The organism is Streptomyces sp. NPDC040405, assembly GCF_055595765.1.
The window spans coordinates 201,630-228,214 of sequence record NZ_JBVIVI010000009.1; the positions used below are offsets into that span (position 1 = coordinate 201,630).

A 26,585-nucleotide genomic window follows, 5' to 3' on the forward strand; every position below is an offset into this window, starting at 1 on the left:
GCTGCGGTAGAACGGTCCCATGACCGTACGAGCACTGCTGATCGAGGACGACGAGACGATCGCCGAGCCACTCGTCGAGGGTTTACGGCGATACGGGCTGACGGCCAATCATGTCGGTACGGGTGCCGCCGGGCTGCAAGGGCCGTACGGGGACATCGTTCTGCTCGACCTGGGACTGCCGGACATGGACGGCATCGACGTCTGCCGCGGCATCCGGCAGGTCTCCGACGTACCCATCATCATGCTCACCGCGCGCGGTGAGGAGGCCGACCGGGTGCTCGGACTGGAACTGGGAGCCGACGACTACTTGGCGAAACCATTCAGCATGCGGGAGCTGATCGCCCGCATCCGCGCCGTGACCCGCCGCACCCAGCGCGCCGAGACCGCGCCCACCGCACCCCAGGCCGCCGCGCCCACCCCCACGCCTCCCCCGCCGGTCTTCGAACCGGAACCGGCCCGGGCCCAGGCGCCCGCTCCGGCACCGGCACCGGCCCGGCACCAGGCGCTGGACGGCCAGGACCCGCTGATCGTGGACCGCAGGACCCGGCAGGTGTGGGTGGGCGGCACCCCGGTCGCCCTCACGCCGAAGGAGTTCGAGCTGCTGGCCCTGCTCACCGAGGACCCCGGCGCCGTGTACTCGCGTCAGCAGATCCTCGACCGGGTGTGGGACCCGCACTTCCACGGGCCGACCAAGACCCTGGACGTGCACGTCGCCACCCTGCGCCGCAAGCTCGGCGATCCGGCCTGGATCCAGACCCTGCGCGGCGTCGGCTTCCGGCTCGCCGTGCACACCGGAGTTCCGGAGGCCGCCCGGCCGTGACCCGTCGTCTGCTGCTCGGCTATCTGAGCCTCGCCGTCCTGGTCCTGCTGTGCTTCGAGATCCCGCTCGGCTACATCTACAGCCGGTCCGAGAAGGAGCGGGTCATCTCCGCGGCCGAGGACGAGGCCGAGTCGGTGTCCGCGTTCGCTTCCCTGTCCATCATGGCGGGCCGGGAGGAGCGGGAGCTTCCGACGCGGGTCATGCACTGCGCCCAGCGCATCGGCGGCGAAGTGCTCATCGTGGCCGCCGAGGGCAGAGTGCTCGCCGCGTCCCATCCGCTGCCCGCCCAGGAGGCGCGGGACGTGACGTCCCGGCCGGAGATCGCGGCGGCGCTGGGCGGCCGTGACGCGGTCGACGTACGGACCTCCACCATCGGCGGGGTCAGCTATCTCTCCATCGCCCTTCCCGTCACCCACGGGAACCAGCTCCAGGGCGCGGTCCGGCTCACCGTACCCACCGACGCGGTGCACTCCAAGGTGCACCGGGCGTGGCTGCTGCTGGCCCTGGCGGGGCTGGCGATCCTGACCGGGGCCGCCGTGGTGGCGCTGGTCTTCGCCCGCTGGACCAGCCGTCCCATCGTGGAGCTGGAGCGCTTCGCGCACCGGCTGGCCGACGGCAAGGCCCCCACACCCGCCCCGGTGACCTCCGGGCCGCCGGAGGTACGCAGCCTGGCGGCCACCTTCAACCAGACCGCGGCCCGGCTGGCCCATCTGCTGGAGGCCCAGCGCGCGTTCGCCGCGGAGGCGTCCCACCAGCTCAAGACGCCGCTCGCGGCGCTGCGGCTGCGGCTGGACAACATGGAGGCCGATCTCCCCGAGCACGCCCGTCCCCAGCTCACCGCCGCGACGACCGAGACGGACCGGCTGGCCCGCATGGTCGGGGGGCTGCTGGCGATGGCCCGGATGGAGGAGGGCGCCGTGACGCCGGAGCCGGTCGACCTGGACGAGCTGTGCACGGAGCGCCTGCGCACCTGGACCCCGCTGTTCGAGAAGCACCATGCCCATCTCGTGCTGCGCGGCGTCCCGGTCGGCCACGCCCTCGCGGTGCCCGGGGCCGTCGAGCAGATCCTGGACAACCTGCTGTCCAACGCGCTGCGTTCCTCGCCGCTGGGCAGCACCGTCGCGCTCGACCTCCGCCACCCCGCGCCGGACCGCCGCCATCTGCACCGGGACGGCCGCCCCAGCTGGGTCGAGGTGCATGTCATCGACCAGGGTCCGGGCATGACCGCCGAGCAGCGCCGCCGTGCCTTCGACCGCTTCTGGCGGGCCCCCGACTCCCCCAAGGGCGGCACCGGCCTCGGCCTCTCGCTGGTCCAGCGGCTCGCCCACGCCAGCGGTGGCGAGGCCACGCTGAACGCGGCCCCCGGTGGCGGGCTGGACGCCGCGGTCCGGCTGCGGTCCCCGGTCAGGTCCGGTGGCCCGGGGCGCCCGGCCAGAATGCAGCTGCGCCGCAAATCCGTCCCGGAGCCCACCGTCCGGACCCCGGTCTAGCCCCCTCCGGGCTGCGGTCCGGCCCCGTCCGGGCCCCGGTCCAGCCCCGTCCGGGCTGCGGTCCGGCCTCCGGTCAGGGGGCCTCTTCGTATGCCTCGCCGCCCAGCTCCAGCCCGGCCGTCCCCGCGGTGGCGTCCGCGAGCCATTCACGGAAGGCCGCCACGTCCGCCTCGGGCAGCCCCACCTCGATGGTCACCGCCTCCGCGTACCGGACGTCCCGTACCACCCGGCCCGTCGTGCGCAGATCGTTCTCCAGCTTCCCGGCCCGCTGGTGGTCGACGGTGACCGTCGCCAGCCGGAACCGGCGACGGATCACGGTGCCCAGCGCGTCCAGCGCCTCGCCGACCGCTCCGCCGTACGCGCGGATCAGCCCGCCCGCGCCGAGCTTCACGCCCCCGAAGTAGCGGGTGACCACGGCCACCACGTACCGCGCCTCGCGGCGCACCAGCATCTGCAGCATCGGTACGCCCGCGGTGCCCCCCGGTTCGCCGTCGTCGCTCGCCTTCTGTACGTCGCCGTCGGCGCCGATGACGTAGGCGAAGCAGTTGTGGTTGGCGGTGGGGTGTTCCTTGCGGACCCGCTGGATGACCTCCTGGGCCTCCTGCTCGGTCGCGGCGGGCGCGAGCGTGCAGAGGAAGCGGGACTTGTTGATCTCGACCTCGTGCACGCCTTCGCGCGCGACCGTCCGGTACTGCTCCTGCATCCGGCCACCCTACGCCGGGGCTCCTTCGCGAGGGGCGGCCAGGAGTGCGGCGTGGGCCGCCGCGGTGAGCACCACCGCCGCGAGCACCCATGAGATCCAGTTGCCCGGGTTGGGCAGCCACTGCCTGCCCAGCGCGACCGGGTAGATGACCGCCGCGTACACGGCGGGGACGGCGTTCCGCACGATCCCCTTCCTGGCGGCGCCGAGGAACAGCAGCGGCGCCAGCAGCCCGGCGGAGAACACCACGCCCACGACCCAGAGCGCGCGGTGCCGCCGGCTGTGGTACATGGGAATGCTGGAGGACGCGGTGGCGGACAAGGGGTTCACGTTCACCTCTCGGCGGTCGGTGTACGGGTCATGGGTACGGACACGGATCGATCATTTGGCCGATTTCTCACTGCCCGAACTCCAGTTCCGATGAAATGTTCGACTAGTTCGCTAACCGCCCGGCTCGGCGCGGAGACAGCTGAGCGCACGCCGCGCGCTGGCGGCTCCGATTCCCTCCAGATCGCGCAACTGCCGGGCGGAGAGACTGGACAACCGTTCGACGCTGTCGACACCGGCCCGCAGCAAGGTGTTGGCCAGCCGATGCCCGAATCTGTCGTGTCCCAGAACGTCGAAGAGTTCGCCGCCCTCGCATGAACAACCGATCTCCCGGTCCAGCGTCCCCGACTCCTTTTCCCGCACCCGGCACGCGGAGCACACATCGATCACCCGGCCATCCCGGAGGGTCCTGGCCCAGCTCAGCGGGACCATCGCCGCTCGCGCCGCGCTCACGCTGTCGGCCGCGTCGGATGTACAAGTGGCGCCACAGATGTCACATCGAATGGTGATCGAATGACTCATGTGAGCATGATGACAGACAAGTCGCCAACGGGCTTTGCACACCGACACTTTGCGGCAGCCCGGCCCTCCACAGCATTCCCCGGATGTCGCGCGTCCCACCCTTGAAACCGTGGTACTCGGCGAAATGCTGCCCTCCGGCACATGCGTTTTTCACGGTGCCTTCATTACAAATGCGACTGTTACCGCGCCCGGAGGGGTGAAAACGTGGGCCGACAGTGGACAGCGCAGAGTCCGGGGGGATGCGCGCGCTGGGCGGAGAAGCGTGAGGAAGCGTCTCGATTCAGCCGATGAGGCGGAGGAGACGCACACACGCCCCAGCGGTCACACCCCTTGATGCCTGCCGGGTGCTGTCACGGAGCCCTGCCCGGGGCTCACTTGACCGACAACGGGAACGGCTGGGTGATGACAATCAAGGCCACTGGGGACGGTACGGCCGACGCGAAGGGCCCTCGGAAACGTGGATGGCGCTGGCGCGCGTCCGCGGCCGTGGGCCTGGCGGCGGTCCTGACCGGCGGGGGAATCGTGGCGCTGAAGGCGGCCGGGTCATCCGCACCGGACGACTCGGCGCCCGCGGCCAACATCGCCTCGCACACCGGGCCACTGACCTCGAAGGAGACCCGGGCGGCGTCCCGGATCGCCCTCGGGGCCACTGGCGAGCGGCAGAACACCCAGGGCAAGAACGCCAAGGGCGGGGAGCCCGCGGAGAAGAACGCCGCGGGCGGTTCCGGCGCCGAGGTGCTGGACACCCGCCGCCCGCCGCGCGCCAAGTCGGCCGCCGCCTCCGTGCCGGACAGCCAGGCCGAGGTCCAGCTCTACGACTACGCGTCCGACAGCCTGATCACCCGCGTCGTCGACATGCGCTCCGGCAAGGTCGTGCGCGCGGACCGCCAGCACGGGGTCCAGCCCGCGCCCACCCTCGCCGAGGTCCGGCAGGCGGTGAAGGTCATCCTCGCCGACCGCCGCCTCGGCGACGGGATGCGCGCCTCGTACCAGGCGGAGACGGGGAAGCGGCTGACCTCGCCCTCCCAGCTGAAGATCCAGGGCATGTCGTTCCTCGCGTCCCGTGCCGAGGGGGTGAAGGGCGCCGAGCAGGTGTCGCAGTGCGGCGCCCACCGGTGCGTACAGCTCTTCGTACGCATCCCGGGCGGCAAGTGGATCGACACCAGCAGGATCGTCATCGATCTCTCGGCCGGGCGCACCGCCGTCATCGGCCTGTGAGGGGAGCTCAGTTCGTGTTCAGTTCGTTTCGGCGTGCCCGTGTGCTCATGGCCGTGGTTGGTCTGCTGACGCTGTGGGTGCCGGGCCCGGCGTCCGCCGCTCCCCGGAAGGCACCGGCGACTCCGTCCTGCCCCGAGGCCGACCGCATCGACAAGACGCTGAAGAACGGCGCCCGCTGGCAGATGTGCTGGAACATCGACCGCAGCACCGGTGTGGAGCTGAGCGATGTGACATACACGCCCAACCGGGGTACCCCGACCCGCGTGCTGAAGAAGGCATCCCTCGCCGAGGTCCATGTGCCCTACGACAGCGGTCAGCCGCGCTTCTACGACGTGTCGTCCATCGGCTTCGGCGACCTCGGCGAGGGCACGCTCACCAAGCTCTCGAAGGACGACTGCCCCACGGGCAAGCTCTGGAACTACCAGGACACGCCCGTGATGTGCAGTCAGGAGCAGCCGCGGCCGTTCGCGTACAAGAGCGCGGTGGAGAAGAGCGTGCGGCACGGCAGCGATCTGACCGTGTTCTCGGTGTCCGAGATCGGCTGGTACGACTACATCATGGAGTGGCACTTCTCCGACGACGGTGCCATCACCCCGCGAGCGGGCGCCACCGGATCCCTGTCGCCGTTCGCGTTCTCCGACGCGACGAGCGGCTGGCCGACGGGCGTGGGCGACCAGCGGTTCAGCGAGAACCACTCGCACAACATCTTCTGGCGGCTGGACTTCGATGTGAACGGCCAGTCGCAGAACGTCGTCGAGCAGTACGACTTCGAGGGCTCGGGTACGGCCAAGCGCACCATGAAGCGCACCGAGCTGTCCAAGGAGACGGGCGCGGACCTGGCGCCCGGCCGCTTCTGGCGGGTGATGAACCCGTCGGCCGAGAACGACGACGGCCACCCCATGTCGTGGGAGATCGACAACGGCGACAGCGATCAGTACCGGGGTCCGGGCGACACCGAGAAGTTCACGCACCACGACATGTACGTCACCCAGTACCGGGAGTGCGAGCAGCTGGCCTACGGCAACACCACGAAGGGCTGCGCCGCCTCGGTGGACAAGTACACCAACGGCGAGAAGGTCACCGACCCCGTCGCCTGGGTCAACGTCGACTACCACCACGTGCCCCGGGACGAGGACCAGGACCCGATGCCCACGCACTGGCAGAGCTTCCGGATCGTCCCCCGGGACGTCACGGCCACGAGCCGGCTGCCGTGACCGACCCGATCCGTCCCCCGTCCCCTCCCTCCGCGACAAGGAGTGCACAGTGTTACACCGGCCCATGAGAACGTCCGGAGACGAGCGGCGGTCCACGGCGGCGCCACCCCATCGCCTCGAGGACCGTCTCCACGCCCTGGCGCGTGCCCATCAGGTGCCCGGAGCCCAACTCGCCGTGCACAGCGGCGGAACCACCCGCGCCGTGCACACCGGGGTCCTGGACTCCATAACCGGGGAGCCGTTCACCGCCGATACGGCGGTGCCCATCGGCTCCCTCACCAAGTGCTACACCGCCACCGTCGTGATGCTCCTGGTCGCGGACGGCGATGTGGAGCTGGACGACCAGCTCGGCGACCATGTGCCGGAGCTGCGGCGGGCCGGGCCGCCGTGCACGGTACGGCAGCTGCTCAGCCACACCGCCGGGCTCGCGTCCGGGCCCGACTCCGACCATGTCGCCGCGCTGACCACCACGCGCTATCTGCAGGCCCACTGCACCGACCGCAAGCTGGTGATGGAGCCGGGGACCGACTTCTCGTACTCCAACGCGGGCTATGTCGCTGCGGGCCGGCTGATCGAGACGGTCACCGGGATGAGCTGGCAGGACGCCGTACGCTCCATCCTCCTGGAGCCGCTGGGCACCGTGCCGTCCTTCATCGGCGCGCCCGGTACGCCGGGGCGGCAGGCCGCCCGCGGCCACTCGGCCAACAAGGCGTCGGGGCGGACCCGGCCGGTGCGGCAGAACCTCGCTCCGGCGGAGGCCGCGGCCGGGGCGCTGATGGCGAGCGCGCCGGACCTGGTGGCACTGGCGCTGGCCCACACCCACGACGGGCCGGGCGGGCTGCTGCCTCCGGAGCTGGCGGAGGAGATGCGACGGCCGGTGCCCGGTGCCGACCCCGGTGTTCTCGCCGACGGCTGGGGGCTGGGGTTCGCGCTCTTCCAGCGGGACGACGCCACCTGGTTCGGCCACGATGGCAACGCCCAGGGCACGTCCTGCTATCTGCGGGCCGATCCGCTCAGCCGTACCGTGGTGGCGTTCACCAGCAACTCCAACAGCGGTGCCGATATGTGGCACGAACTCAGCGGCGAGCTGGAGGAGATCACCGGCATTCCCGTCCCCGGGACACCGGCCCGGCCGCGTCCGGCCATCCCCATGGCCTCGACGGCGCAGTGCACCGGGATCTATCTCAACGGCGATGTCGAGTACCAGGTGACGATGAGCGACAGCGGCACCCTCGCCCTGTCCGTGGACGGTGACGTCCCCGCGCCACTGGTCTGCCACGAGGACCTGACCTGCGACCTGGTGGACCCGTCCTCCGGGCGCCGGATTCCCGGTGGCCGCTTCGTACGCGACCCGCGTACCGGCGCGGTCGACCGGATTCAGCTCTCGGGCCGGATGGCCCGTAAGAACGCCCTCGTCTGAGGTTCTTCAGCGCACTCCCCACCGCGGCCGTCTCCCCCGCCATGCCACGGCCGCGCGCGGCGCCTCCTCACCCGAGTTCCACCCCTTTCAACCGCTCTGAAGGGCCGCACCGACATGATGGACCAGTACGACAACGCATCGGGTTCGGCGTCCGCGTCCCCGGACGCCCCGGGCCTGCCTCCCGCGGCGTGGAACGCCACGTCCCGTAGCGCCTCCCGCGCGCCGCTGGGTGAGCTGTTCGCGTCCTGGGCGGCCCGTACCCCTCGGGCCACGGCGCTGGTGGCCGGGGACCGGACATGGTCGTTCGGTGAGGTCGACGCCTGGGCGAACCGGCTGGCCCACCACCTCATCGGGCGCGGTGTGGGACCCGAGCGCGTGGTGGCACTGGTCCTGCCGCGCTCGGCCGAACTGGTGGTGGCCGAGCTGGCGGTCGCCAAGGCGGGGGCCGCGTTCCTGCCGGTGGATCCCGCGCATCCGGAGGAGCGCCGGGCCATGATGCTGGCCGACGCCCGGCCGGTGGTGGTGCTCGACGATCCGGCGCACATCCGGGACGTGACCGGCCCCGAGCACACCCCCTGCGACGCGGACCGGCTCGCCCCGCTGCTGCCGGAGCATCCGGCGTACGTCATCTACACCTCCGGCTCGACGGGTGTGCCCAAGGGCGTGCTGGTGCCGCACGCCGGACTGGGCAACTTCTCCGCCGCCACCGCCGGCCACTACCGCGTCCGGCCGGGCGACCGGGTGCTCCAGTTCTCCTCGCCGAGCTTTGACGCCTCCGTACTGGAGCTGTGCTCCTCCTTGCTGGCGGGGGCGGCGCTGGTGGTGCCCCCCGAGGGCCCGCTGCTGGGCGCCGAACTCCCCGCCGTGCTGCGGCAACACCGGGTGACCCACGCCCTGATCCCCCCGGCGGCCCTGGCCACGGTGCCCGCGGAGGAGGTCCACGACGGCCTGCCCGAGTTCCGCACCCTGATCGTGGGAGCGGAGGCATGCCCCGCCGGTCTGGTGGACCTGTGGGCACCGGGCCGCCGGATGGTCAACTCCTACGGCCCGACCGAGGCCACCGTCGTGGCCACCTGGACGGACGCGCTGGAGGCGGGCTCCGGCAACCCGCCGATCGGCCGCCCGCTGCCCAATACCCGGGTGTTCGTGCTGGACGAGTCGATGCGGCCGGTGCCGGTGGGCTCGGTCGGCGAGCTGTACATCAGCGGCGCGGGCGTGGCCCGCGGCTATCTGGACCGCCCGGGGCTGACCGCGGAGCGCTTCGTCGCGGTCCCCTTCGGGCCGCCCGGCGCCCGGATGTACCGCACCGGTGACCTGGCCCGCTGGACGCCGGACGGCGAGGTGGAGTTCCTCGGCCGGACCGACCACCAAGTCAAGGTGCGCGGCTTCCGCATCGAACTGGGCGAGGTGGAGGCCGCGTTGGCGCGCCACCCGGACGTACAGGCCGCCGTCGTCACCGTCCGGGAGGACGAGCCCGGGCTGAAGCGGCTGGTCGGCTATGTGGTGCCCACCAGTGGCGGGACGCCGCCGCGGGCCGCGGAGCTGCGGGCCGCGGTGGCCCGGCTGCTGCCCGCCCACATGGTGCCGTCCGCCTACGTCGTCCTGGACGCGTTCCCCCTCACCCCGCACCGCAAGATCGACCGGCAGGCGCTGCCCGCCCCGTCCGCCACCGCGGAGGGGCACTCCCGCCACATCGCCCCGCGCACCCCCGCCGAAGCGGCCCTGGTCGGCGTCTGGACCGAGGTGCTGCCGGTGGACACCGTGGGCGTCGAGGACGACTTCCTGGGGCTGGGCGGCGACTCCATCCTCGGCGTCCAACTGCTGTCCCGGATCCGGGCCGAGCTGGGCGTGGAACTGTCGCTCCGGGAGCTGCTCGACGCCCGGACCGTGGCGCGGCTGGCCGCGCGGCTGCCGGAGGAGGGCGCCGACGCGCCGCAGGCGCCGATCCCGCCCGCCCCCCGCGACCGGCCGCTGCCGCTGTCCGCGGCCCAGCGGCGGCTGTGGTTCCTGGACGATCTGACCTCCGGCGGCACCGAGTACAACACCGGGGCCGGGCTGCGGCTGAGCGGCCCGCTCGACACCGGCGCCCTGCGCCGCGCGCTCGCCACCCTGGCCGCCCGGCACGACGCGCTGCGCACCACGTTCGTCACCGTGGACGGCCACGGTGTGCAGCGGATCGCCGAGCAGAGCACCGTGCCGCTCGACCACGCCGACCTCGGCGGGCGGCCCGCCGCGGAGCGCGACGCCGCCGTCGACCGGCGGCTGACCGACGAGCTGAACCGCCCCTACGACCTCGCCGAGGGCCCGCTGACCCGGGCGCTGCTCATCCGGCTCGCCGACGACGACCATGTGCTGCTGCTGGCCCAGCACCACATCGTCACCGACGGCTGGTCGGTCGGCCTGCTGGTCCGCGAACTGACCGCGCTGTACGCGGCGGAGGTCACCGGCGCCGACCCGGACCTCCCCCAACCCGCCCTGCAGTACCCGGACTTCGCCGTCTGGGAGCGGAACTGCCCGGCCCCGCCCGGGCAGGACACCGATCTGAAGTACTGGCGGGACCGGCTCGCCGGAATGCAGGCCCTGGAGCTGCCCACCGACCGTCCCCGCCCCCCGGTGCGCACCACCGCCGGCGCGGTGCACCGGCGTGAGCTGCCCGCCGACCTGGTGGCCGCCCTCGGGCGGCTCGGCCGGGAGCGGAACACCACGCTGTTCACCCTGCTCTCGGCGTCCGTCGCGCTCCTGTTCTCGCGCTACTCGGGCCAGCGGGACGTCTCCTTCGGCACCGTCACCAGCGGGCGCCACCGCAAGGAGCTGGAGTCGGTCGCCGGGTTCTTCGTCAACACACTGGTGCTGCGCGCCGATGTCGACGGGGACAGCACCGTCGAGCAGTTCGTGGACGCGATGCGCGAGACGGTGCTGGACGCCTTCAGCCACGACCGGCTGCCGTTCGAGCGGGTCGTCGAGGAGCTGGCCCCCAAGCGCGACGCCAGCCGCAACCCGCTGGTGCAGGCGCTGGTCGTCCAGCAGGGCGCCATGGTGCCCGCCCGGGAGGCCGGGGGCGTGACGATCGCCGAGCACTCGCTGCCGCGGCCCGCCGCGCGGTTCGACCTGGTGCTGGAGTTCCTGCCCCGGGACGACGGTTCGCTGGGGCTCACCGTCGAGTACAACTCCGATCTGTTCGACGCCCGGACGATGGAGCAGATGGCCGGGCATCTGCACCGGCTGCTGACCCGGATGGTGGCCGACCCCGGCAGCACCCTCATCGAACTCCAGATGCTGAGCGACGCCGAGTGGCACAAGCTGCTCGACTCCTGGAACGGCACGAACGGCACGAACGGCACGAGCGCCGCCACCGGGGCGACGCTGCCCGAACTCTTCGCGGCGCGGGCCGCCTCGCAACCGCGGGCGACCGCCGTGACCTGCGGCGGGACCCGGCTCTCCTACGACGAGGTGAACCGGCGCGCCAACCGCCTCGCCCGGCTGCTGATCGACCGGGGCGTCGGCCCCGAGCGGCTGGTGGCGCTGGCCCTGCCGCGCTCGGCCGAGCTGGTCGTCGTCCTGCTGGCGGTGCTCAAGGCGGGCGCCGGATATCTGCCGGTGGATCCCGGCTACCCGGCCGAGCGCATCGCGTTCATGCTGGACGACGCCGCGCCCTCGACGATCCTCACCAACGGCGACACGGCCGGCTGCCTGCCCGCCGGGGCCGAACCGCTGCTGCTGGACGACGCCGCGGTCCGCGCCGACCTGGCACGGCGGGCGGACGATGACCTCACCGACGCCGACCGGACCGGCCCGCTGGACCCGGCCCATCCCGCCTACGTCATCTACACCTCCGGGTCCACCGGCAAGCCCAAGGGCGTGGTGGTCACCCATCGGAGCGTCGTGGGCCTGGCCGCCTGGGCCGAGGCCGAGCTGGGACGGGAGCGGCTGACCGGGGTGGTGGCCTCGACCTCGCTCAACTTCGACGTGTCCGTGTTCGAGATCCTGTGCCCGCTGCTGGCGGGCGGCAGCATCGAGGTCGTCCAGGATCTGCTGGCCCTCGCCGACCCGGCGAACCGGCCGCGCGCGACCGGGCTGATCAGCGGCGTCCCGTCGGTGTTCGCCCGGCTGCTGGGCGGGGACCCCGGGCAGGCCGACCCCGGATACATCGACGCCGGGCGCCTCGACGCCGGGACCGTCGTCCTGGCGGGCGAGGCCCTCCCCGCCCAGACCGTACGGGACATCCGGGCGGCGCTGCCGACCTGCCGTATCGCCAACATGTACGGGCCGACCGAGGCGACCGTGTACGCCACCGCCTGGTTCTCCTCGGGCGAGACCCCGCGGCAGGCGCCGCCGATCGGGCGGCCCGTCGCGGACACCCGCGCCTACGTCCTGGACCCGACGCTGCGGCTGGTGCCGCCCGGGGTGACCGGTGAGCTGTACCTCGGCGGCCAGGGCCTCGCCCGGGGCTACCTCAACCGGCCCGCGCTGACCGCCGACCGCTTTCTCGCGGACCCCTTCGGGACGCCGGGCAGCCGCATGTACCGCACCGGTGACCTGGTGCGCTGGGGCAGCGACGGCCAGCTGGAGTACATGGGCCGGGCCGACGACCAGGTGAAGATCCGCGGCTTCCGCATCGAACTCGGCGAGGTCGAGACGGCGTTGCTGCGCCACCCCGGCGTCGCCGAGGCCGCCGCCGTCGCGAAGGAGACCGGCGGCCACAAGCGGCTCATCGCCTACGTCGTGCCCGCACCGGGCACCACACCGGACCCGGCCGCGCTGCGCACCTTCCTCCAGGGCAGCCTGCCCGACTACATGGTGCCCGCCTCGATCCTGGCCATGGAGCGGATGCCGCTCAACCCCAACGGCAAGCTGGACCGCGGCCGCCTCCCCGACCCCGACTGGTCCCAGTCGGCGGCGCCGGGCTACGTGGCGCCGCGTACCGCGACCGAACGGACCCTCGCCCAGGTCTGGTCCCGGATCCTCCATGTGGAACGCATCGGGGTCGAGGACAACTTCTTCTCGCTCGGCGGCGATTCGATCCTCAGCATCCAGGTGGTCTCGCAGGCGCGGCAGGCCGGGCTCTCCGTCACCTCGCGCGACGTCTACCGCCACCAGACCATCGCCGCCCTCGCCCTGCACCTGGACGCCGCGGCCCTCACCGCCGACGCGGAGCCGCGGCCCGGCGCCGCCGACGAGGGCGCGGCCACCGGGGAGCTGCCGCTGACGCCCATCCAGCACTGGCTGTTCGAGACCGACCCCGAGCGGGCCGGGCACTTCAACCAGACGATCTCCCTCGTCCTGCCCGAGGACGTGGACGAGGACGCGCTGCGCGGCGCCCTGGCGGCGGTCGTGACCCACCACGACGCCCTGCGCTCCCGCTTCCCCGACGAGGACGGCGCCCGCTCCCAGTGGATCGACGACGGCGGGACCACCGACCTCCTGCACCGCCACACCGGCGACGGCGAGCCCCACCTCGGCGGCTTCGACCTGACGGACGGGCCGCTGCTGCGCGCGGTGCTCCACGAGGGCGCCGGTGCCGAGGGGCGGCCGGTGCTCCACCTCACCGTGCACCACGCCGTGGTGGACGGGGTCTCCTGGCGCATCCTGCTGGAGGACATGGACGGCGCCTACCGCCGACTGGCCCGGGGCGAGGCGGCCGCGCTGCCCGCCGCGTCCTCCCCGCTGCGCCGCTGGGCCCGGCGGCTGAACGACCACGCGCGGACCGGCGGGTTCGACGCCGAGGCCGCGTACTGGACCGAGCTGGCGGAGAACTGCGATCAGTCGCTGCCGGTGGACCACGACGGGGCGAACACCTACGCCTCGGCCCGGTCGGTCACCGTCACCCTCGACCGGGACGAGACCACCGCCCTGCTCCAGACGCTGCCCGAGGTCTACCGGACTCAGGTCAACGATGTGCTGCTGAGCGCGCTGGCCCGGGTACTGACCCGGTGGACCGGGCGCGGCCGGGTGCCGGTGGACCTGGAGGGCCACGGCCGCGAGGAGATCTTCGAGGAGGTGGATCTGTCCCGTACGGTCGGCTGGTTCACCACCCGCTTCCCGGTGGCGCTCGGCCTTCCCGAAAGCCTTCCCGAAGGCTCTCCCGAAAGCCTTCCCGAGGACGCCTGGGGGGACGTACTCAAGTCCGTCAAGGAGCAGTTGCGGGCCGTGCCGCAGCGCGGCCTCGGCTACGGGGCGCTGCGCCATCTGGCCCGCTCCGAGGGCTTCCCCGCCGGTCCCACGGCCGGGATCAGCTTCAACTACCTGGGCCAGTTCGAGCTGGCGGGCGACGGCGACGGGCTCTTCCGCGGCCTCCACCGCGAACTGGCGCTGGATGCCTCCCCGGAGTCGCCGCGGCCGCATCCGCTGGAGGTGGTCGGCCTGGTCGAGGACCAGCGGCTCACCTTCACCTGGTTCTACTCGGCGAATCTGCACCGGGAGGAGACCGTCGACCAGCTGGCCGGGGAATTCCTGCGGGCGCTGCGCGCCATCGCCGGGCACGCCGCCGCGCCCGGCGCGGGCGGCCGCACCCCGTCCGACTTCCCGCTCGCCTCCCTCGACCAGGGCACGGTGGACCGGCTGGTGGGCGACGGCAGCGGAGTGGAGGACGTCTACCCGCTCACCCCCACCCAGGCGGGCATGCTGTTCCACGGGCTGTCCCAGGACGACCGGCGCGCCTACTTCCAGCAGCTCTCCTTCGTCCTCGACGGGGTGTCCGACCCGCGCGCGCTGGCCGCGGCCTGGCAGCGGGTCGCCGACCGTACGCCGGTCCTGCGCAGCCGCGCCGAGTGGGACGGGGTGCCCGAGCCGCTGCAGGTGGTGGAGCGCGGCGTGCGGGTGCCGGTCACCCAGCTCGACTGGCGCGGACTGTCCGCGGCGGAGCGCCGGGAGGAGTCGCGGCGGTTCCTCGCCGAGGACCGGGACCGGGGTCTGGACCTGGCCGCCGCACCGCTGATGCGGCTGGCGATCGCCCGGCTCTCCGACACCGAGGTCCAGGTGGTGTGGACGTTCCACCATCTGATCCTGGACGGCTGGAGCCTGTTCCAGGTGCTGTCCGACGTCTTCGCCTGCCATGCGTCCGGCGCGGGGGCCGCGCTGCCCAGCCGCCGCCCGTTCCGCGACTATGTGGCCTGGCTGCGGGACCGCGACTGGGCTGAGGCCGAGGAGCACTGGCGCTCCCGGCTCGGCGACCTGTCGGAGCCCACCCCGCTGCCGTTCGACCGGGAGCCCACCGAGACCCATCACGCGGAGTCCACCGGCGAGGTGCGCGTCACGCTGCCCGCCGACGCGTCCCGCGGGCTGGCGGAGCTGGCCAGGGGCGGCGGGCTCACCATGAACACCCTGCTGCAGGGGGCCTGGACGCTGCTGCTGGCCCGGTACACCGGCCGCGCGGACGTCGTCTTCGGGACCACGGTCTCGGGCCGTCCGCCGGAGCTGCCGGGCGTCGAGGCGATGACCGGTCTGTTCATCACCACCGTGCCGACCCGGCTGCCGGTGCCCACCGACGGCACCCTGCTGTCGTGGCTGCGGGAGCTGCAGGAGCGGCAGACCGAGGACCGGCGGTTCGACTTCGTACCGCTCACCCGGCTGCGGTCGATGACCCGGCTCGAAGAGCGGGTGAACCTCTTCGACAGCATCGTGGTGTTCGAGAACTACCCCGTGGGCGAGGACCTCGCCGCCGCGCACGGGCTGGCCCTGCGGGACCTCGACGGCGTCGAGACGACGAACTACCCGCTGAGCCTGGTGGTCTACCCCGGCGAGGAGATCGCGCTGCGGCTCGGCTACGACCCGTCCCTGTTCGACGCCGCGACGGTTCAGCGCATGGGCGAGTACCTGTCGGTGCTGCTGACGAACATGGCGACCGGCCGGGACCGGGCGCCCGCGCGCCTTCCGGTGCTCGGCGACGCCCGGCGCGCCCAGGTGCTCCGGGAGTGGAACGACACCACGGCCCCGCTGCCCGAGGGGTCGGTGGCCGAGCTGTTCGCCGCCCAGGCACGGCGTACGCCGGACGCGCCCGCGCTGGACGGTGACGGCGGCGCGGTGAGCTACCGGGAGCTGGACGCGCGCGCCAACCGGCTGGCGCACCGGCTCATCGGGCTCGGGACCGGGCCGGAACGCCCGGTGGCCGTGCTGATGGACCGGTCCGTGGAACTGGTGGTCGCACAGCTGGCGATCGTCAAGGCGGGCGGGGTGTACGTACCGCTGGACACCCGTGCGCCCGAGGACCGGCTCCGGCTGGTGCTGGCCGAGGCGACGGCGGACGTCCTGCTGACCGACCGCGCCTGGGAGCGGACCGCCGCGGACCTCGGGCACGGCGGGCGGACGCTGCTGGTGGCGCCCGGTGCCTCGGGCGGCGAAGGCGACGAGGGCGGCGCGGGCGGCGACGAGCCGTCCGGCCCGCCCGCGGTGCGGGTCTTCCCCGACAACACCGCCTATCTGATGTTCACTTCGGGCTCCACCGGGCGGCCCAAGGGCGTCGCGGTCCGGCACCGCGATGTGACCGCCCTCGCCCATGACCGCGTCTTCGCGGGCCACGACCGGGTGCTGGTGCACTCCCCGCAGGCGTTCGACGCCTCCACCTACGAGGTGTGGGTGCCGCTGCTGCGCGGCGGTACGGCCGTCGTGGCCCCGGTGGGCGACGTGGACGCGGACGCCGTACGCCACGCGATCACCCGGCACGGGGTGAGCTGCCTGTGGCTGACCGCCGGTCTGTTCCGGCTTCTGGCGCAGGAGGCGCCGGACTGCCTGCGCGGCGCCCGGGAGGTGTGGACCGGCGGCGAGGCGGTGCCGCCCGCGGCGGTGCGCCGGGTGCTCGACGCCTGCCCGGACCTGACGGTGGTCGACGGCTACGGGCCCACCGAGACCACGACCTTCGCCACCCGGCGCCCCTTCCGCGCCGGTGCGGAGCTGCCCGGGACCCTGCCCATCGGACGGCCGATGGACAACACTCGGGTGTACGTACTGGACGGCGCCCTCCAGCCGCAACCGCCGGGCATCCCGGGCGAGTTGTACATCGCGGGCGCCGGGCTCGCCCGTGGCTACCGCAACCGGTCCGGCCCGACGGCCGAGCGCTATGTCGCCGACCCCTTCGGCCCTCCCGGCTCCCGCATGTACCGCACCGGGGACCTGGTGTCGTGGACCGCCGACGGCGAACTCGCCTTCGTGGGCCGGTCGGACGACCAGATGAAGATCCGCGGCTTCCGCATCGAACCGGGCGAGATCGAGGCCGCGCTCACCCGCCACCCGGCCGTCGCCGAGGCGGTCGTCGCGCTGGCGCGGGACCAGGAACGGAAGCTCCTGGCCGCCTATCTGGTCCCGGTGCGCGGCGCCGAGGTGCCCGAGCCCGAGGCGCTGCGGTCCCTGGTGGGCCAGTCGCTGCCCGACTACATGGTGCCCGCGGTCTTCATCGCCCTGGACGAACTCCCGCTCACCGGCAACGGCAAGGTGGACCGCCGTCGGCTGCCCGAGCCCGACTGGGCGGCGGCCACGACGGGCGCCGAGTACGTGGCGCCCCGCACCGACGCCGAACGGATCCTGGCGGAGATCATGGGTCCGCTGCTGGGCCGGGAGCGGATCGGCGTCGAGGACAACTTCTTCATGCTCGGCGGGGACTCGATCCTCAGCATCCAGGTCGCCTCGCGCGCCCGGCAGGCGGGCCTGTCGGTGACGCCCAGGGAGCTCTTCCGGCACCCCACCATCGCCTCGCTCGCGACCGTCGCCACGGCCACCGCCCGGCCCGTCGCCGACACGGGCCCGGTGAGCGGCGAGGTGCCGCTGACCCCGATCCAGCACTGGTTCCTCGGTACGGACAGCCCCCGGCCCGAGCACTTCAACCAGTCCGTGCTGGTCGAACTCGACCGGGACCCCGACCCCGAGGCGCTCCGGCAGGCCCTGCGGGCGCTGCTGGTCCACCATGACGCGCTGCGGATGCGCGTGACGCACGGGGCGGACGGGACCGTACGGCAGTACTGCCCGCCGCCGGACGCGAGCGGCCCGGACCCGCTGCGGGAAGTCGATCTGTCGGGGCTCGGGGAGCCGGAGCGGAAGGCCGCCGAGGAGGCGGCGATGGCCGAGGCGAACGCCGGGTTCGTGCTGGAGCGGGGGCCGCTGCTGGCCGCCCGGCTGCTGCGCCCGGGTCAGGGCCTGCGGCCCTCGCTCTTCCTGACCGTGCACCACTTGGTGGTCGACGGCGTCTCCTGGCGCGTGCTGCTGGAGGACCTGGAGACCGCCTACCGCCAGGTGCGCGGCGGCGCCCCGGCCGATCTGGGCGCGCGCACCACCTCCGTACGGGACTGGTCCCGGCGGCTGACCGCGCACACCGCGGCCGGTGGCTTCGACGCCGAACTCCCGCACTGGACGGCGGTGGCCGCGGACTGCGCCACCGGGATTCCGGTCGACGGGAGCGAGGCCGAGGGCGACAACACCGTCGCCGCCATGCGGTCGGTGACCGTCACGCTGGACCGGGAGCGGACCACCGCCCTGCTCCAGCAGGTCCCCGAGGTCTACCGCACCCGCGTGGACGATGTGCTGCTCTCGGCGCTGGGCCGGGTGCTGGCCGAGTGGACCGGGCGGCGGCGGGTCGCCGTCGATCTGGAGGGGCACGGCCGGGAGGAACACCTGCTCGACGGCGTGGACCTGTCCCGTACCGTCGGCTGGTTCACCACCATGTTCCCGGTCGCACTGGACCTCCCGAACCTCGCGGACGTCCCGGGCGGCGGCTGGGGCGAGACGCTCAAGTCCGTCAAGGAGCAGCTGCGTGCGGTGCCCGCCCAGGGCATCGGCTACGGGGCGCTGCGCCATCTGGCGCCGGGCTCGCCGCTCGCGGACGCGGCGGAGCCCCGGATCAGCTTCAACTACCTGGGCCAGTTCGACTGGTCGGACGCGGGCGGGACCACCGGCGACGACGCCCTGGTCCGCACCGTGCAAGGCGGTCTGGGCGGCGACGCCGCGCCGGAGTCGCCCCGGGCGCATCTGCTCGACATCGTGGGCCGGGTCGAGCGGCGCCGCCTGGAGATCACCTGGTACTACGGCTCCGGGACGCACTCCGAGGAGACGGTGTCCCGGCTGGCCGGGGAGATGCTCCGCGCGCTGGAGGACATCGTCGCCCACTGCGCCGCACCCGGTGCGGGCGGCCGTACCCCGTCGGACTTCCCGCTGGCCCGGCTGGACCAGGCCGCGGTGGACCGGGTGGCCGCCGACGGGCGGTCGGTGGAGGACGTCTATCCGCTGACCCCGATGCAGGCCGGGATGCTGTTCCACAGCCTCGTGGACCCGGCGTCCGACGCCTACTTCAACCAGGTGCAGCTGCGGCTCACCGGGGTGACGGACCCGCGGGCGCTGGCCACGGCGTGGCAGCGGACCACGGACGCCAACCCGATCCTGCGCACCCAGCTGGTCTGGGCGGACACCCCGGAGCCCCTCCAGGTCGTGCGGCGCCGGGCCACCCTGCGGATCACCCACCACGACTGGACCGGACGGTCCGAGGAGTGGCGCGAGGCCGAACTGAGCAGCCTGCTCGCCGACGACCGGGCCGAGGGGATCGACCTCGGCAGCGCGCCGCTGACCCGGCTGGCCCTGATCCGGCTGTCGGCCGACGAGGTGCGGCTGATCTGGACGTTCCACCATGTGCTGCTCGACGGCTGGAGCGCGGCGCAGGTCTTCGACGAGGTGTGCGAGCGGTACGCGGCGCTCACCACCGGACGCGCCGCCGTCGTGTCCGCGCGGCGGCCCTTCCGGGAGTACCTGGGCTGGCTCGGCGCGCAGGACACGGCGGAGGCCGAGCGGTTCTGGCGCGGCGCGCTGGCGGGCTTCACCGCCCCGACCGAGCTGCCCCGCGACCGGCCCGCGGCCGAGGCGCACCGTACGGCGTCCTCCGGCACGCACCGGGTCACCCTCGGTGCGGAGGAGTCCGCGCGGCTCCGGCAGGTCGCCCAGCGCAACGGGCTGACGATGAACACGGTGATGCAGGGCGCCTGGGGGCTGCTGCTGTCCCGCTACGGCGGCGTGGACGACGTGGCGTTCGGGACGACCGTCTCGGGCCGCCCCGCCGCGCTGCCCGGGGTCGAAGCGATGGTCGGGGTGTTCATCAACACCATCCCCACCCGGGTCCGGGTGGACGGCCACAGCCCGCTGCTGAGCTGGCTGCGGGAACTCCAGACGGCGCAGTCGGAGTCCCGGCGCTTCGAGTTCGTGTCCCTGGCCCAGCTGCAGAGCTGGAGCGAGGTGCCCGGCGGCGTCGGTCTCTTCGACAGCATCGTGGTCTTCGAGAACTACCCCTTCGACAGCGAGGCCATCGCGGCCCACGGCCTCAAAATCCATCAGGAGCGGGATCTCGAACCGACGAACTACGCGCTCAGCGTCGTGGTGGCGCCCGAGGAGCGGGTGTCGATCTCGCTGGACTACGACCCCGCCGCCTTCGACGCCGCGACGGTCGAGCGGCTGGGCGGGTGCCTGCACGGGCTGCTGTCCGAGATGGCGGCCGACCCGGACCGGCGGCTGGCGGAGCTGCCGCTGATCGGCGCGGCGGAAACCCGCCGGATTCTGGACGAGTTCAGCGGCCGTGTCGCCCCGGCGCCGCGCGCGGTGCTGCCGGAGCTGTACGAGGCGCAGGCTGCCCGTACCCCGGACGCGGTGGCCGTGCGCGGCGCGGACGGACAGCTGACGTACCGGGAGCTGAACGAGCGCGCCAACCGGCTGGCCCGGCTGCTGATCGGCGCGGGAGCCGGTCCCGAGCGCTTCGTGGCGCTGTCGCTGCCGCGTACGCCGGAGCTGGTGGTGGCGCTGCTGGCGGTGCTCAAGACCGGCGCCGGGTATCTCCCGGTCGACCCCGCGTACCCGGCGGAGCGCATCGCGTTCATGATCGGCGACATCGCCCCGGACACCGTCCTGACCACCCGGGAGACGGCTGCCCGGATCCCGGCCGGTCCGGAGCGGATCCTGCTGGACGACGCGGAGACCGCCCGGGCGCTGTCCGGGCTCGCGGCCGACGACGTCGGCGATGCCGAGCGCGTCGCCCCGCTGACCTCCGGTCATCCGGCGTACGTCATCCACACCTCCGGATCGACCGGTACGCCCAAGGGCGTCGTGGCCACCCACCAGGGTGTCGCCGCGCTGGCCGCCTGGGCGGCGGAGGAGTTCGGCGCGGCGGGGCTCTCCCACGTCGTGGCGTCCACCTCGCTCAACTTCGATGTGTCGGTCTTCGAGATCATCTGCCCGCTGCTGGCCGGTGGTTCAATGGAGATCGTCCGCGATCTGCTGGCCCTGGCCGAGCGGCCGGAGCCGTGGACGGCGTCCCTGATCAGCGCCGTGCCCTCGGCCCTCGGGCAGGTGCTCGGCAAGGGCGGCGTGTCCGTCACGGCCGACACCGTGGTGCTGGCGGGCGAGGGGCTGGCGGCCCGTACGGTCCAGGAGGTCCGCAACGCCATCCCGGGCTGCCGGGTGGCCAACATCTACGGCCCCACCGAGGCCACCGTCTACGCCACCGCCTGGGTGTGCGACCCCGCCGACCCCGGCCGGACCCCGCCGATCGGCTCACCGGTCGCCGCCACCCGGGCCTACGCGCTGGACGCGCGGCTGCGGCCGGTGCCCGTCGGGGTGCCCGGCGAGCTGTATCTCGCCGGTCCGGGCCTGGCCCGGGGGTACTTCGGCCGCCCCGGGCTGACCGCGGACCGCTTCACGGCCGACCCCTTCGGCCCCGCGGGCAGCCGCATGTACCGCACCGGCGACCTCGTGCGCTGGGACGCGGACGGGCAGCTGGAGTACCTCGGCCGGACCGACGACCAGGTCAAGGTGCGGGGATTCCGCATCGAGCTGGGCGAGGTCGAGGCCGCGCTGGCGCGCCACCCCGAGGTCGCCGAGGCGGCCGCGGCCGTCATCGAGACCTCGGGCCACAAGCGGCTGGTCGGCTATGTCGTCCCGGCTCCCGGCACCACGGCCGTCGAGCCCGCCGCGATGCGGGCGTTCCTCGCGACGAGCCTGCCGGACCACATGGTGCCCGCGGCCGTCGTCACTCTGGAGCGGCTGCCGCTGAACCCCAGCGGCAAGCTCGACCGGCGGGCGCTGCCCGCCCCGGACTGGGCCGCCCCCGCCACCGGCCATGTGCCGCCCCGGACGGAGGCCGAGAAGGTGCTCGCCGGGATCTGGGCCGAGGTCCTGGGGGTGGAGCGGATCGGCGTCGACGACAACTACTTCAGCCTCGGCGGCGACTCCATCCTCAGCATCCAGATCGTCTCCTCGGCCCGCCGCGCGGGCATCGAGCTGACCCCGCGCCATCTGTTCGTCCACCAGACCGTCGCGGACCTGGCCGCCGCCGCCAGGGACGTCCCGGCCACGGCGGTCGCGGCCGAACAGGGGCCGGTCGTCGGCGAGGTGCCGCTCACCCCCGTTCAGCACTGGCTCTTCGACACCCTCCCGGACAGCCCCGGCCACTTCACCCAGTCGGTGTCCGCCGAGCTGACCGGGCCGGTGGACGAAGCCGCGCTGCGCGCCGCGCTGGACACGCTGCTCGACCACCACGACGCGCTGCGGATGCGCTTCGAGCACACCGGGAACGGCCACTGGAGCCAGCACGGCGTCCCGCCGGGCGGCGGCGATCCGGTGCTCGACGTCCACGATCTGTCCGCCACCGAACCCGGGCCGCGGGAAGCGGCCATGCGGGAGGCGGCGGCACGGATCCGGGCCGGATTCCGGCTGGACCAGGGGCCGTTGTTCAAGGCCGTGCTGTTCCTCCGGGGCGTCGGGGAGCGCCCGGTCCTCGGTCTGATCGCCCACCATCTGGTGGTGGACGCGGTCTCCTGGCGGATCCTGCTGGAGGATCTGGACACCGCCTACCGGCAGCTCGCCGCGGGGCGGACCGGGGGCCTCGGCCGGAAGACCACCTCGTTCCGCGCGTGGTCGCGGCGGCTGAGCGAACACACCGTCGCCGGGGGCTTCGACGCCGAGCGCGGCCACTGGACCGCCGCGCACGGCTTCCCGGACCTCCCCACGGACGGCGAGGGCCCCAACACCGCCGCCAGCGAGGAGGCGGTGACGGTCCGGCTGGACACCGAGGAGACCCGGGTCCTGCTGCAGGAGGTGCCGGGCGCCTATCTGACCCGGATCAACGATGTCCTGCTGTGCGCGCTGGGCCGGGTGCTGAGCCGCTGGACCGGTCGGGACCGGGTGCTGGTCGCGCTGGAGGGGCACGGCCGCGAGGAGATCTTCGAGGGAGTCGATCTCTCCCGTACGGTCGGCTGGTTCACCTCCATGTTCCCCGTCGCCCTGGACGGCGGCGCCGGGACCGGGCTGGAGGAGGCGCTGAAGACCGTCAAGGAGCGGCTGCGGGCCATCCCCGGGAACGGGCTGTCCTACGGGGCGCTGCGCCATCTGTCGGGGGCGGCCGCGCCGGACCTCACCGAGGGCCCGCAGATCAGCTTCAACTACCTCGGCCAGCTCGACTGGGACCTGCCGGACGGCGGTCTGCTGCACGCCCTGAGCAGCGGTCTCGAAGGCGACATGAGCCCGGACGCGCCCCGGCCGCATCTCCTCGACGTGGTCGGCCGGGTGGAGCGCAAGAAGCTGGAACTCACCTGGTCCTACTCGCGGGACCGGCATCACCGCGACACGGTGCTCCGGCTCGCCGAGGAGACGCTGGAGGAGCTGCGCGCGATCATGCGGCTGTGCACGGGTGCGGAGGCGGGCGGACGCACGCCGTCGGACTTCCCGCTGGCCGCTCTGGACCAGGCGACCGTGGACCGGCTGGCGGGCGACGGCCGGGACGTGGCCGACATCTATCCGCTGACGCCCACGCAGAACGGGCTGGTCTTCCACGGGCTGGCGCAGCGCGGCCAGGGGCTCTACGTGGAGCAGGCGACGTTCATCCTCGACGGGGTCGGGGACTCCCGGATCCTCGCCGCCGCCTGGCAGCACGTCGTCGACCGCACCCCGGTGCTGCGCAGCGAGGTCGTGGTCCAGGGGGTGCCCGAGCCGCTGCAGATCGTGCGCCGCGGCGCGGCCATACCGGTCGAGGAACTGGACTGGAGCGGTCTGACGGAGGACGAGCGCCAGGCCGCGCTGCGGCGGCTGCTCGACCAGGACCGCGCCCGGGGGCTCGACCTCGCCGCGGCGCCGCTGCTCCGCGTCACGCTGGCCCGGCTCTCGCCGACCGAGGTGCAGGTGCTGTGGACGTTCCACCATGTGCTGCTCGACGGCTGGAGCGTCTTCCAGGTCCTGACGGACGTCTTCGCGGCCCACGCGGCGCTGGCCGCGGGGGAACAGCCGCAGCTCCAGGCCCGCAGGCCGTTCGCGGACTACGTCGCCTGGCTCGGCCGACAGGACCGCGCACAGGCCGAGGCGCACTGGCGTAAGGCACTCGCGGGGTTCACCGCGCCCACTCCCCTCCCCTACGACCGCAAGCCGACGGCGGAGGCCCCCACCCGGTCGTCGCAGTGGCTGTCGCACCGGCTCGGCGAGCAGGAGACAGCGGCCCTGGAGGACTTCGCCCGGCGGCACCGGCTCACTCTCAATACGATCGTCCAGGGCGCTTGGGGATTGCTCGTATCTCGCTTGAGCGGAGCGTCGGACGTCTGCTTCGGGGCGACCGTCTCGGGACGGCCCACCGAACTGCCCGGCGCCGACAGCATCACCGGCATCTTCATCAACACGCTGCCGGTGCGGCTGACCGTGCACGAGGGTGCCGCTTCCGTCCCGTGGCTGCGCGAGCTCCAGGCCGATCAGGCCGACGCGCGCGGCTTCGGACATGTCCCGCTCTCCCAGCTCCAGGGCTGGAGCGAGATACCGGGCGGGTCGGACCTCTTCGAGAGCCTGGTGGTGTTCGAGAACTACCCGATCAACAGCTCGGCAGCCGCCGAACACGGGCTGCGGGTGCGCGAGCTCCAGGCGCTGGAGAGCACCAACTACGCGCTGACCGTGGTCGTCTCGCCCGGCTCCGAGCTGTCCGTCGAACTCGGCTACGACCCCCGGCTCTTCGAGGAGACCACCGCGCAGGGGCTGGCCGCCCAGCTGACGCACGTCCTCGGCGCCCTCGCCGCGGCGCCCGACGATCAGCCGCTGGACCGGCTCGGCACGCTGCCCGCCGCGATGCGCGAACGGCTCCTGGTGGAGTGGAACGACACCGCCCGGCCTGCCGCGCGGACGACCCTGGCGGAGCTGTTCGAGGCCGCCGCGGACCGTCATCCCGACGCGCCCGCGGTCCTCGCGCCCGAGGTGCGCCTGTCGTACGCGGAGCTGGACGCCCGGGCCAACCGCCTCGCCCACCGCCTCATCGGGCAGGGCGTGGGCCCCGGGCGGCTCGTCGCGCTGGTGCTGCCCCGGTCGGTGGAGATCGTCGTCGCCCAGCTCGCGGTGGCCAAGGCGGGCGGCGCCTATCTGCCCGTCGACCCCGGCTACCCCGCCGAGCGCGTCGCCCTGATGCTGGCCGACGCCGCCCCGCACCTCACCCTCGACGACATCGGGGATGACACCCCGGGCGGTGCGGCGCACCGGCCCACCGACCGGGACCGGTCGCGGCCGGTCGACCCCGACGACCCGGCCTATGTGATCTACACGTCCGGGTCCACCGGCACCCCCAAGGGAGTGGTCGTCACCCACCGCGGGATCGGCAACTTCGCCGCCGCCGAGGCCGAGCACTACGAGGTGCGGGAGGGCGACCGCGTCCTGCAGTTCGCCTCGCCCAGCTTCGACGCCTCCGTACTGGAGCTGTGCATGGCGCTGCCCACCGGGGCCGCGCTCGTGGTGCCGGAGCCCGGGCCGCTGCTGGGCGAGCACCTCGCGCGCGTCCTGCGCGAACAGCGCGTCACCCACACCCTCATCCCGCCCGCCGCGCTGGCCACGCTGCCCCCCGGAACCGAGAAGGAGCTGCCCGAGCTGCACACACTGATCGTGGGCGGGGACGCCTGCGGTCCGGAGCTGACGACCCGGTGGGCCACCCACCACCGCATGATCAACTCCTATGGGCCCACCGAGGCCACCGTGGTCGCCACCTGGTCCGGTCCGCTCGTCGCCGACGGCGCTCCGCCGCCCATCGGGCGGCCCGTCCCCAACACCCGGGTGTATCTGCTCGACGCGCGGCTGCGCCCGGTGCCCCCGGGGGTGCCCGGCGAGCTGTGGATCAGCGGTCCGTCGCTGGCCCGCGGCTATCTGAACCGCCCCGGGCTGACCGCGTCCCGGTTCCTCGCGGACCCCTTCGGGCCCGCCGGGTCCCGGATGTACCGCACCGGCGACCTCGCCCGCTACGACGCCGAGGGCCGGATCCACCACCTGGGCCGCACCGACCACCAGATCAAGCTGCACGGCTACCGCATCGAGGCCGGGGAGGTGGAGACCGCCCTGGTCGGCCACCCCTCGGTCGCGGAGGCCGTGGTGACGGTCCGGGAGGACGAGCCCGGCGTGCGCAGGCTGGTGGCGCACCTCGTGCTCGCCCCCGGGGCCACCGTCCCGGCCGACGCCGAGCTGCGGGCCGAGCTGGGCCGTACCCTGCCCGGCTACATGGTGCCGTCGGCGTTCGCCGTCCTGGACCGCCTCCCGCTCACCGAGAACGGCAAGACGGACCGTGCCGCGCTGCCCGCGCCGGGGCCCGCCACCGCGGCACCGGCCGTCGGCCATGTCGAGCCGCGGACCCCCACCGAGGAGGTCGTCGCGGAGATCTGGTCCGAGGTTCTGGGGGTGGAGCCGGTCGGCGCCGAGGACGACTTCTTCGCCCTGGGCGGTGACTCCGTCCGCAGCCTGCTGATCGCCTCGCGGGCGGGTGAGGCGTTCGGCCTCGACCTGACGCCGCGGGACATCATGACCGCGCACACCGTCTCCGCCCTCGCCGAACTGGTCGAGGAATACATCCTGCGCGAACTCGAAGACGCCGCTTCGGGCGGCAGCGACCACGACGAACGGTGAGGACAGACAA

9 protein-coding genes are annotated in these 26,585 nt (G+C 73.5%); 6 read left to right on the forward strand and 3 right to left on the reverse strand.

What is annotated here, in order from left to right:
- Window positions 1–19: 19 nt before the first annotated feature.
- On the forward strand, window positions 20–820 hold the full coding sequence (locus tag ACZ59A_RS32380; protein ID WP_470966084.1) for a response regulator transcription factor: 801 nt from the start codon (window positions 20–22) through the stop codon (window positions 818–820).
- Window positions 817–2,310 carry a HAMP domain-containing sensor histidine kinase gene (locus tag ACZ59A_RS32385; protein WP_470966086.1) on the forward strand — a complete coding sequence of 498 codons (1,494 nt, stop codon included), beginning with the start codon at window positions 817–819 and terminating at the stop codon, window positions 2,308–2,310. Before ACZ59A_RS32380 ends, ACZ59A_RS32385 begins: the two co-directional genes overlap by 4 nt.
- Window positions 2,311–2,383: 73 nt before the next feature.
- On the opposite strand, the gene ACZ59A_RS32390 is transcribed toward ACZ59A_RS32385, so the two are convergent.
- From ACZ59A_RS32390 to ACZ59A_RS32400, 3 genes are all read right to left on the reverse strand, one after another.
- Window positions 2,384–3,013 carry a YigZ family protein gene (locus ACZ59A_RS32390; RefSeq protein WP_470966087.1) on the reverse strand — a complete coding sequence of 210 codons (630 nt, stop codon included), beginning with the start codon at window positions 3,011–3,013 and terminating at the stop codon, window positions 2,384–2,386.
- A 9-nt stretch (window positions 3,014–3,022) separates the two neighbouring features.
- Window positions 3,023–3,331 (reverse strand): hypothetical protein, encoded by a 309-nt coding sequence (locus tag ACZ59A_RS32395; RefSeq protein WP_470966089.1) that lies wholly within the window; start codon window positions 3,329–3,331, stop codon window positions 3,023–3,025.
- A 120-nt stretch (window positions 3,332–3,451) separates the two neighbouring features.
- The gene (locus ACZ59A_RS32400) at window positions 3,452–3,790 is read right to left on the reverse strand and encodes a helix-hairpin-helix domain-containing protein (protein WP_470966091.1); all 339 of its coding nucleotides are present in this window, start codon (window positions 3,788–3,790) and stop codon (window positions 3,452–3,454) included.
- A 471-nt stretch (window positions 3,791–4,261) separates the two neighbouring features.
- Here ACZ59A_RS32400 and ACZ59A_RS32405 point away from each other — a divergent pair, with 471 nt between their 5' ends.
- The 4 genes from ACZ59A_RS32405 (at window position 4,262) to ACZ59A_RS32420 (ending at window position 26,575) form a co-directional block, all read left to right on the forward strand.
- Window positions 4,262–5,077 (forward strand): hypothetical protein, encoded by an 816-nt coding sequence (locus ACZ59A_RS32405; protein WP_470966092.1) that lies wholly within the window; start codon window positions 4,262–4,264, stop codon window positions 5,075–5,077.
- A gap of 47 nt (window positions 5,078–5,124) precedes the next feature.
- Window positions 5,125–6,291: a copper amine oxidase gene (locus ACZ59A_RS32410; protein WP_470966094.1), complete on the forward strand. Its 1,167-nt coding sequence runs from the start codon at window positions 5,125–5,127 to the stop codon at window positions 6,289–6,291.
- Between the two features lie 64 nt (window positions 6,292–6,355).
- Window positions 6,356–7,711, forward strand: a complete 1,356-nt coding sequence (locus tag ACZ59A_RS32415) for a serine hydrolase domain-containing protein (protein ID WP_470966095.1) — start codon at window positions 6,356–6,358, stop codon at window positions 7,709–7,711.
- Window positions 7,712–7,825: 114 nt separating this feature from the next.
- Window positions 7,826–26,575 (forward strand): non-ribosomal peptide synthetase, encoded by an 18,750-nt coding sequence (locus tag ACZ59A_RS32420; RefSeq protein ID WP_470966097.1) that lies wholly within the window; start codon window positions 7,826–7,828, stop codon window positions 26,573–26,575.
- Window positions 26,576–26,585: the final 10 nt, after the last annotated feature.

What these genes read in the sequence shown, in the direction of transcription:
- ACZ59A_RS32380 (WP_470966084.1), top strand. Translation starts at nt 20, where the DNA reads ATGACCGTACGAGCACTGCTGATCGAGGACGACGAGACGATCGCCGAG.
- ACZ59A_RS32390 (WP_470966087.1), bottom strand. Translation starts at nt 3,013, where the DNA reads ATGCAGGAGCAGTACCGGACGGTCGCGCGCGAAGGCGTGCACGAGGTC.
- ACZ59A_RS32405 (WP_470966092.1), top strand. Translation starts at nt 4,262, where the DNA reads ATGACAATCAAGGCCACTGGGGACGGTACGGCCGACGCGAAGGGCCCT.
- ACZ59A_RS32410 (WP_470966094.1), top strand. Translation starts at nt 5,125, where the DNA reads ATGGCCGTGGTTGGTCTGCTGACGCTGTGGGTGCCGGGCCCGGCGTCC.
- ACZ59A_RS32415 (WP_470966095.1), top strand. Translation starts at nt 6,356, where the DNA reads ATGAGAACGTCCGGAGACGAGCGGCGGTCCACGGCGGCGCCACCCCAT.
- ACZ59A_RS32420 (WP_470966097.1), top strand. Translation starts at nt 7,826, where the DNA reads ATGATGGACCAGTACGACAACGCATCGGGTTCGGCGTCCGCGTCCCCG.